The 428-nt window shown below is 61.0% G+C and carries 1 protein-coding gene; it reads left to right on the top strand.

All coding sequences use genetic code 11. The annotated features are described in order from the left end of the window. The coding region (locus J5M71_RS28915) for a cytochrome ubiquinol oxidase subunit I (protein ID WP_207839123.1) at positions 1 to 428 on the top strand (428 nt) is incomplete at both ends.

Genomic DNA, 428 nt, shown 5'->3' with positions numbered 1-428 from the left:
ATGCTGTTTGGCTGGAACAAGGTCGGGCGCGGCCTGCACTTCTTCTCGACGGTGATGGTGGCGATCGGCACGCTGATTTCGACCTTCTGGATTCTCGCCTCCAACAGTTGGATGCAGACCCCGCAAGGCTTTGAAATCGTCAACGGTCAGGTGATCCCCACCGACTGGCTGGCAATCATCTTCAACCCGTCATTCCCTTACCGGCTGATGCACATGGCCACGGCGGCGTTCGTCGCGACGGCGTTCTTCGTCGGTTCGTCAGCGGCCTGGCACCTGCTGCGCGGCAGAGACAACCCGGCGATCCGCACCATGCTGTCGATGGCCATGTGGATGGCGTTGATCGTCGCGCCGATACAGGCTGTGATCGGCGACTTCCACGGCCTCAATACGCTCAAGCACCAGCCGGCAAAAATCGCGGCGATCGAAGG

It is taken from the genome of Pseudomonas sp. 43(2021), assembly GCF_017490805.1.
Taxonomy (GTDB): domain Bacteria; phylum Pseudomonadota; class Gammaproteobacteria; order Pseudomonadales; family Pseudomonadaceae; genus Aquipseudomonas.
Note: the sequence above shows the minus strand (reverse complement) of the source record. Positions and strands in the feature narration are given on the sequence as shown.